At 64.8% G+C, this 7,237-nt stretch carries 9 protein-coding genes and 1 tRNA gene; 2 read left to right on the forward strand and 8 right to left on the reverse strand.

Annotation, left to right across the window (positions count from 1 at the left end):
* Nucleotides 1-79 precede the first annotated feature (79 nt).
* The 5 genes from QZY48_RS07035 to QZY48_RS07055 form a co-directional block, all read right to left on the reverse strand.
* A complete protein-coding gene (locus tag QZY48_RS07035; protein ID WP_295429455.1) occupies nt 80-595 on the reverse strand; it encodes an RNA-binding protein in 516 nt (171 codons plus the stop codon).
* A gap of 49 nt (nt 596-644) precedes the next feature.
* The gene (locus QZY48_RS07040; protein WP_295429458.1) at nt 645-1,013 is read right to left on the reverse strand and encodes a helix-turn-helix domain-containing protein; all 369 of its coding nucleotides are present in this window, start codon (nt 1,011-1,013) and stop codon (nt 645-647) included.
* A complete protein-coding gene (locus QZY48_RS07045) occupies nt 991-1,167 on the reverse strand; it encodes a hypothetical protein (protein ID WP_295429461.1) in 177 nt (58 codons plus the stop codon). Before QZY48_RS07045 ends, QZY48_RS07040 begins: the two co-directional genes overlap by 23 nt.
* A 37-nt stretch (nt 1,168-1,204) precedes the next feature.
* Nucleotides 1,205-1,396 (reverse strand): hypothetical protein, encoded by a 192-nt coding sequence (locus QZY48_RS07050; RefSeq protein ID WP_295429464.1) that lies wholly within the window; start codon nt 1,394-1,396, stop codon nt 1,205-1,207.
* 87 nt (nt 1,397-1,483) lie between these two features.
* On the reverse strand, nt 1,484-2,152 hold the full coding sequence (locus QZY48_RS07055) for a Bax inhibitor-1/YccA family protein (protein WP_295429467.1): 669 nt from the start codon (nt 2,150-2,152) through the stop codon (nt 1,484-1,486).
* A gap of 221 nt (nt 2,153-2,373) precedes the next feature.
* Between QZY48_RS07055 and QZY48_RS07060 the strand changes: the two genes are divergently transcribed.
* Nucleotides 2,374-2,461 (forward strand) — tRNA-Ser (locus QZY48_RS07060).
* Between the two features lie 888 nt (nt 2,462-3,349).
* A complete protein-coding gene (locus QZY48_RS07065) occupies nt 3,350-4,258 on the forward strand; it encodes an Rpn family recombination-promoting nuclease/putative transposase (RefSeq protein ID WP_295429469.1) in 909 nt (302 codons plus the stop codon).
* Nucleotides 4,259-4,448: 190 nt separating this feature from the next.
* On the opposite strand, the gene QZY48_RS07070 is transcribed toward QZY48_RS07065, so the two are convergent.
* From QZY48_RS07070 to QZY48_RS07080, 3 genes are all read right to left on the reverse strand, one after another.
* Nucleotides 4,449-5,186 (reverse strand): hypothetical protein, encoded by a 738-nt coding sequence (locus tag QZY48_RS07070; RefSeq protein ID WP_295429472.1) that lies wholly within the window; start codon nt 5,184-5,186, stop codon nt 4,449-4,451.
* Between the two features lie 277 nt (nt 5,187-5,463).
* Nucleotides 5,464-6,882 carry a DUF945 family protein gene (locus QZY48_RS07075; RefSeq protein ID WP_295429475.1) on the reverse strand — a complete coding sequence of 473 codons (1,419 nt, stop codon included), beginning with the start codon at nt 6,880-6,882 and terminating at the stop codon, nt 5,464-5,466.
* A 62-nt stretch (nt 6,883-6,944) separates the two neighbouring features.
* A partial coding sequence (locus QZY48_RS07080) for a transketolase C-terminal domain-containing protein (protein WP_295429477.1) occupies nt 6,945-7,237 on the reverse strand: 293 nt, incomplete at its 5' end.

A 7,237-nucleotide genomic window follows, 5' to 3' on the forward strand; every position in this document is an offset into this window, starting at 1 on the left:
AATCGTGGTCGGATTATTCGACAACGACAACGACAACGACAACGACAACGACAGCGTACCAGGGATCTCGGTCACCACATCAGTTCTGATCGCACCCCAGGGCTGGCTCCAGGTCGACTCCGGTGAATGCCCGCAGATCGGGGCCGGTCTCGATGAGGGCGGGGACGGTCGGGGTCGCCTTGACCAAGTCGATCTTGAGGTGTTCGCGGCGTCGCTCCACCAGGGGGCGCGCGACCACCGTAGCGGACCCGCTGGCCTCTTGTTGGCGCTGACGATGCTCCCCCCAAGGGGAGCGCTGGCGATAGCGGCGGACCTCGATGGGGCAGCCGTGCAGTGCCCTGCCGTTCAGGACCCGGATCGCCAGCATGGCAAGGCGCGCGGGCCGGACCTCGATCAGACCATGGTACTCGGTCGTGCCGGCCGCCAAGTCAGCAATACGCATGATACTGGCGTTGGCGCAGACGCTGACGAAGGGCAGGGTTCGCACGCCGGCCTCACGCAATGCGCCCTGCACGAACTCCCGCAGGTCTTTGCGGCTGGTGTTGGGAGGAAGGTTGCGCAAGAAGAGTACGACCGACCCGGTCTTTCCGCCCATGATGCCGCTCATAAACGTCTGAGATAATATTCACTTATCTCAAGCGTATTCACGCCGTCAACGCCAGCGCGGCCGAAACCGTCTTATCTGCTTGCGTGCGTTTAACGTCCGGCTTGAGCGCGTCCAGACGATCCAACCCATAACGATCGAGATTCTTGGCGGCGTTGAGGTCGCGGTCCATGACGCTGCCGCAGTCGCATTCCATTGTCCGCTGAGCAAGCAGCATATCACACGGAAACGCAACGCGCAGGACCGCCATGTAATACTGATAGGCCGCGGCCTTCGACCACTTGACGCCCGGTTGGCTGAAGTGCGCCAGCAGTTGGTTGTAGCAATGCCGCCGCGCACCGCATGACTGATTGAGGTACGTTACCTGTTCAGGCGTCGGCCGCAACTCAATCTTGTTGGCTATCAGCATGGTAAAGCCCAAGGTCGTCGGCGATTACAGCGGCGGTCGCTTGCCGTTCGGCGAGCATCTGGCGGTCCAGGTCGGCCTTCTGGTCGTGGCTCGACACCCGGGCGTAGCAGACGGTCGGCGCGTCGGCGTCACCGATCGCTGTCAGGTCGGCCATCGAGTAGTACCGTGCGCTCGGCTGCCCCGGGCCTGCATTATAGCGCCCGGACCGCCAGGATGAGCAGAACCACCAACAGCACCACGGCGCCCAAGGGCAGCAGGGCGGCCGCCCAATCGCCGGCCCCGGCCTTGATGCCGCGTTCCTGCCACTGCTTGTAGGCGGGCCACAGACGCACCAGCAATAGCACCAGGACGGCCGCCAACGCGACCTTCAGAAACAGTTCCATGAGGTTTCACTCCAGGTGTCGATGACCCGGCTGACGGCCCCCGGCAGTGCGCCGGGGGCCGTCAGCGCCCGTTTCGATCCCGGCCGACTAATCGTCGCCCAGGATTCCCAGCAACTGCAACAGGCTGATGAACAAGTTGAAGATGCTCAGATAGATGCTGTAGGTCGCCATGATGTAGTTGGTCTCCTCACCGCGGGCGATGCGGCTGGTGTCCCACAGGATCATGGCGCTCATCAGCAGGATCATGGCGGCGGAGATGGCGAGCGACAGGGCGGGGATGGCGAAGAAGAGGTTCGCGAGCATCGCAATCAGCAGCACCATCATGCCGGCGAACACGAAGCCGCCCAGGAAGCTGAAGTCACGCCGGGTGGTCAGGGCATAGCCGGAGAGGCCCAGGAAGATCGCCGCGGTGCCGCCGAATGCCATGGCGACGGTCTCGGGTCCGTGGGGCAGTGCCAGGTAGACGCTCAAGATCGCCCCCAGCCCGAATCCCAGGAGGCCGGTGATCAGGAAGATGACACCGATGCCGGCGGACGAGTTGGCTGTCTTGGGCAGCACAAAGATGCCGAGTACCATGGAGACGAGCACCGCCCCCATGTAGACCATCGGCGGCATGTGCAGGGCCATGGACAGCATGGCGGTCAGGGCGCTGAAGCCCAGGGTGGCCGCCAGCAGCAGGTAGGTGTTCTTGAGCACCTTGTTGGCCGCGACCGCCTCCGGGGCGCCGCGCAGCAGGGTGTAGTCGGGGTTGGCCATGGTGGTCTTGCTCCTGGTTGAGGTTGGGTTGTGAGGCCGGTCAAGTCGCCGCGGTGGGCAGCGTGTCAGACCCGGGGACAAAAGCCGAGTTCCGCGAAGGATACCGGACGCCAAGCCGCAGGCAAAGCCTTGGGTGTCGGCGCGGATTCGGTTATCCTGGTAGCCCCGCACCTTGGGCTGATCGGACGCGGCACAAGGGGCGGGGTTTCCTGGTTGCGTTCGGAGAGGTGGCTGAGCGGCTTAAAGCGGCGGTCTTGAAAACCGTTGAGGAGCAATCCTCCGGGGGTTCGAATCCCTCCCTCTCCGCCAATAATCAAAAAGCTTTTGATATTTATCAAAGTTTCGCGCCTGCATTCGGCGTAAGAACCGGCCGACTGAAGCCTCGACTTCCGGCCCCGGCGTCCCACCTGCGGCCGCCGCCCGAGCGCGAAAGTCGCGCAGCGCCGCCGTGGAGCGGCCCGGCAGGGGCAAGGTCCGCGTTTATTCGCGGCTGTTCCTGGCCCGCCTGGAGACGGTCAGGCCAGATTACCAATACGTCACCAAAGACTTTCTCCATGCCGTCGGGGCACCGAATCAATGGGTTGCGAGCAACCATGCCGCAACGTCGGCCGACTGACCCGAGCGGCGGATTTCGTGGGGATACCCCAGAGACTACCCCATTGGACCCCAGGGACCGACCAGGGTTTCCTGAGCCGGACGGGGTATGTTCCATCAACCGCGGCGGGACGGGATAGTCACCCCGTCCCGGACATTTACTCCGTCGCCGACCCTGCGCATGGACCGGCGGCCTCAGGGCAAACGTTGCGGACGGGGCGAATGCCCCGTCCGGCGTGAGAGTACCTACTCATTCGGTTCAAGCACCTAGAATACTCATCGGAAGAGGAGATCCGACTGGTCGTCAGTTCCGGGTCGCCGATCTTAAACGATAGAAAAGCCAAGCACCGCGTTTCCAATGGAAGACTGATTCCGTATGTAACCACTAAAAATCAATCACTATCTTAGGGAAATCCTGGGGACAGTTTACTTAATCGCGCTGCCATTGACGGAAAAAGGATCCAGGCTCGAGTTAAGTCAAACCGGGGGCTCAAGTGGTGGCCAGGGCCATGCAGCATTATGGGATGATTCTGCCCCGCCCCGCCCCCAACCGACACAAGCTAAACTTGTGCGCCCCATCCCTATCCCCCGGAGTCAGCGACCATGCCAACGCGCAAGCTCATCAGCTTCGACTGGGCCATGAAGCGGCTGCTGCGCAGCAAGGCCAACTTCGGCATCCTCGAGGGCTTCCTGAGCGAGCTGCTGCGCGAGGACGTACAGATCGTGGAGGTCCTGGAATCGGAGTCGAACCGCGACACGGCCGACGACCGCTCCAACCGCCTGGATCTCAGGGTGCGCAACCACCGCGGCGAGCTGGTGCTGATCGAGGTCCAATACGAGCGCCAGCACGATTACCTGTCGCGGATGCTCTACGGCAGCGCCCGAACCCTGGTCGAGCACCTGGATGCCGGCCAGCCCTATGCGGACCTGGTCAAGGTCATCTCGGTCAACATCCTCTATTTCGACCTGGGCCACGGTGAGGACTATATCTACCGCGGCACCACCCGCTTCCACGGCCTGCACAAGCACGACGAGTTGGCCTTGAGCCGCGCCCAACGTCAACTGTTTCCGGGGCGCGAGCGCACCCACGAGCTGTTCCCCGAGTATTACCTGATCAAGGTCGAGCGGTTCGACGACATCGCCCACGACACCCTCGACGAATGGGTCTATTTCCTCAAGCACGAGGCGATCCAGGACGGCTTCTCGGCCAAGGGCCTGAGCGAGGCCAAGGAGAAGCTCGACGTGCTCAAGCTCGCACCGGCGGAGCGCGCCGCCTACGAGCGTTGGCAGGACGATCTGCACCTGCAGGCGAGCCTGGTGGCGTCGAACTATGGACTCGGCAAGATCGAGGGGCGCGAAGAAGGGCGCGAGGAGGGACGTCAGGAGGGACTTGAGAAGGGTCGCGAAGAGCGCACGCTGGAGATCGCCCGGGCGATGAAGGCCAACGGCGTCGCGCCGAGCGTCATCGCCCAGTCCACCGGGTTGGACCACGAGGTCATTGCCTGCCTTTGACCATGGGCGCAACACCTTGATGTACACCCTGATCGTCTGCCACACCGCCGAAAGCCGCTTTCGGGCCATGCGTAGGGGGGCAGGGGAAGAAAATGCCGCCTCCGCCCACGTGGCTCCTTGTCGACCCTGCTGTAACTGGCTGATTTATAAGTGCTGCGGCTTAAGTCAGTGCTATTCGACCCTGATCCCTTTACCTTGACCCCTTGACCCTTATGCTGGAACGGCGCCGGAGCAGCGCCAGCAGTCCCATCGTCAATAGGCTGACCGTGGCGGGCGCGGGGACCGCGGGCACTTCCAACTCCTCGCTGAAAGCATATAGCGAAAACTGCTCGGTCTTGGTCCGGTACGAGCCGAGCAACCAACCTGCCGATGGGTTCTGAGCATGGCCGATACCGGTGAAAGACGAAGTCCCGCCCAATGCGCCTGGGCCCAGTGATTCACCGTGGGTGCCAGTTCCTGTCCAAACCATCTCAGCACGCAATGTTTCGTTCTGAGTCATGGTAATTGTAGACAGCAAAGGGTTTTCTTCGGTGTCGAAGAGGTCTGAAACGGCGGCTGCCACCATAGTGCCATCGGGCAAGAAGACCGGGGCATCGGTTGCGATGAGTGAACTGATGTTGGTCTGCGCTGAGGTCTCGGGCGTGGAAGCGATAGCACGCCATTGAATATCCAGCGACTGAAAAAGCCCTGTTGCATCGGCCTGGATATCGACGAAGCCGTTGTAGTCCTCTATGGTGACGAAGGTGGCCGGCGTGACACCGACTGTGACGAAGACGTAATGATACCGGTCACCAGGCTGCAGGCCGGGTATCGGCTTGACCGGCTGGAGCAAGTGCGCCGCCTCCGGGATGCCCGGCGCAAAGATGGCGCCCGCAAGGACGAGGACTGCTGCGAGCCGTGGTTTCATCGGGCGATGAGTGTCGAACATCTGCGTGGTTCCTCAAAGCTGCGTGATGATGGCGAGACGGAGAGGACATTCAACTATCCGAGTCCGGATATAGCCTCCATCTTAGCCGCAGGGAAGGTGCCGGGCAAGACGGCTGATGGCTCAGGCAGGTGATCTGGGGGAGGTCTCGCAAGGTGCTGCAACATCGCAGGTTACCGCAGCCTCGCAGTGCGCCTGCAAGCCGCTCCCGCGGGGGAATTCCATCGACCGGGGTGGCCTGATGTTTCTTCTTCGTTTTATCACGAAGTCCGACAGCCTGCTAGCGTCCGAACACGGACCGCAGCAGCGGCACCGGCTTGCCATTGACGCTCAGTTGCCCATCGGCAAGCCGCACGGTGCTGGTGACGCGCCCGTCCCGGGCGCTGACCCAGCCGCCGTCGATCCAGGTCTGCAGGCGCTCCGCGGGGGCGGGCGGGACGGCGGTATCGGCGCGGGCGAGCCATTCGAGCGCGATGGCTTGGGGCAGGTCGATGGCGCCATCGCCCGTGAGGCCGGTCAGCCAGTTGGCCTTGCCGCGGTTGAGCAGGGCGCTCAGCAGGACGGCGGCGCCGGTGGCGCCGGGGCCCTGGGCGGCGGCGCCCAGGGACAGGTGCGCGGCGACGGGGCCCGCGGGGGTGGTCAGCGTGAAGGGGTCGAGCGTGAGGCTGGGGCCGGCGGCGAGGAAGCGGGGCAGCAGTTGGGTCAGCAGTGTGGCGCCCACCAGTCCGCGCATGGCCCGCGAGGCGCCGTCGTCCGCCAGGGTACGCAGCGCCGTGTTGATCTCGGCGAGCGCCTGGGCGTCCAGCGACCGGGCGGCGAGACCGATGACGGGGGAGCGGTAGTCGACGCTGCCCAGTCGCAGCAGTTCGGCCGCGGCGTCGAGGCGCAGGTCGAGCCGCAGCGTCGGGGCCTGGCCCTGGGGAACCTGCTCCAGGCTCAGGTGCAGCCGTTGGACCAGGGCCGCCTTGGCGTTTGCATTCGGTTGCGGCGGTGGGCTCAGTTCGGCCGATTCGACCTCCAGGCTGGTGCGGCCGGTGAAGAGTCCGCCGATCCAGCCGGTGAGATCGGCCTTCAGCCGGGCGTCCGTGAGGCGCGCGATGGGGCCGGCGCTGTCGAGCAGCGCCAGGCCGGGGACCGTCAGGTCGGCCGCGAGCTGCCGCGGGTTCGGCCGATAGCGGGCCGTGCCGGTGATGTCCTTACTTTGTAGCCGGAAGCCGTCCGGTGCGCCGCTCTGTTCCGTGGCCGGGATCAGCAGCCGCGTGAGGCCGGAGCCGTTGGCGCCGATGGTGGTGGTGAAGAGCAGCGGCGGAACCCGCAGCGGATCGGCGAGCACTTCGACGCGGGTGTGGACCTGCGTCAGTGCCGGGAAGAGGTCGGCGTTGAACCAGGCCCAGGGACCTTGCTCGATGCGGCTGTCCAGATGGATGCGGCTGACACCAGCGGGGGTCTGACCGGGCAGGGGTTGCCGGGTCAGTTCGGCGTTGGCTTTGGAACTGAACCAGCCGCGCTCATAGTGCTCCACCAGGACCCAGCCGGGGGGCAGGGCCGCCACGGTGCCGCGCAGCAGGTCCTGGTAGGCCTGCTGGGCACGGGCGCCGAGGGCTGGCGGGATGGCGGTTGCCGCCAGAAGCAGGATGACCCCGAGCGTGATCAGGGCGATGAGTGAACGCCTGGCGGTGGGGCCTGTTGGCAGTCTCATACGATGTCCTTATGGCGGGGGCGGCGCCGCACTGGGGTGCGGCGCTCCCGGTCGTGCCGGGCTTACGCGGCGGCGATGGCGCCCAGGCACGGGCTTGGTGCGAGCCCCAGTCGCTCCAGCTCGGCGTGCACCCGGGCGGTGATGCCGGCGGCGTCGAGTCCGCACATGGCGAGCTGGGCCGGTTGTTCGGCGTGCTCCACATTGCGGTCCGGCAGCCCCAGGTGGATGCAGCGCACCAGGACACCGCGCTCGGACAGCAGTTCGGACACGGCGCTGCCGGCCCCGCCGGCGATGGCGTTCTCCTCCAAGGTCACCAGCAGGTCATGGCCCTGGGCCAGGTCCAGGATCAGGTCCT

Source organism: uncultured Thiodictyon sp. (assembly GCF_903828115.1).
Classification (GTDB): Bacteria; Pseudomonadota; Gammaproteobacteria; order Chromatiales; family Chromatiaceae; genus Thiodictyon.

Excerpts from the sequence above, each read along its gene's own strand:
- QZY48_RS07055 (WP_295429467.1), bottom strand. The coding sequence starts at position 2,152 with ATGGCCAACCCCGACTACACCCTGCTGCGCGGCGCCCCGGAGGCGGTC.
- QZY48_RS07075 (WP_295429475.1), bottom strand. The coding sequence starts at position 6,882 with ATGAGACTGCCAACAGGCCCCACCGCCAGGCGTTCACTCATCGCCCTG.
- QZY48_RS07050 (WP_295429464.1), bottom strand. The coding sequence starts at position 1,396 with ATGGAACTGTTTCTGAAGGTCGCGTTGGCGGCCGTCCTGGTGCTATTG.
- QZY48_RS07045 (WP_295429461.1), bottom strand. The coding sequence starts at position 1,167 with ATGGCCGACCTGACAGCGATCGGTGACGCCGACGCGCCGACCGTCTGC.
- QZY48_RS07065 (WP_295429469.1), top strand. The coding sequence starts at position 3,350 with ATGCCAACGCGCAAGCTCATCAGCTTCGACTGGGCCATGAAGCGGCTG.
- QZY48_RS07070 (WP_295429472.1), bottom strand. The coding sequence starts at position 5,186 with ATGTTCGACACTCATCGCCCGATGAAACCACGGCTCGCAGCAGTCCTC.
- QZY48_RS07035 (WP_295429455.1), bottom strand. The coding sequence starts at position 595 with ATGGGCGGAAAGACCGGGTCGGTCGTACTCTTCTTGCGCAACCTTCCT.
- QZY48_RS07040 (WP_295429458.1), bottom strand. The coding sequence starts at position 1,013 with ATGCTGATAGCCAACAAGATTGAGTTGCGGCCGACGCCTGAACAGGTA.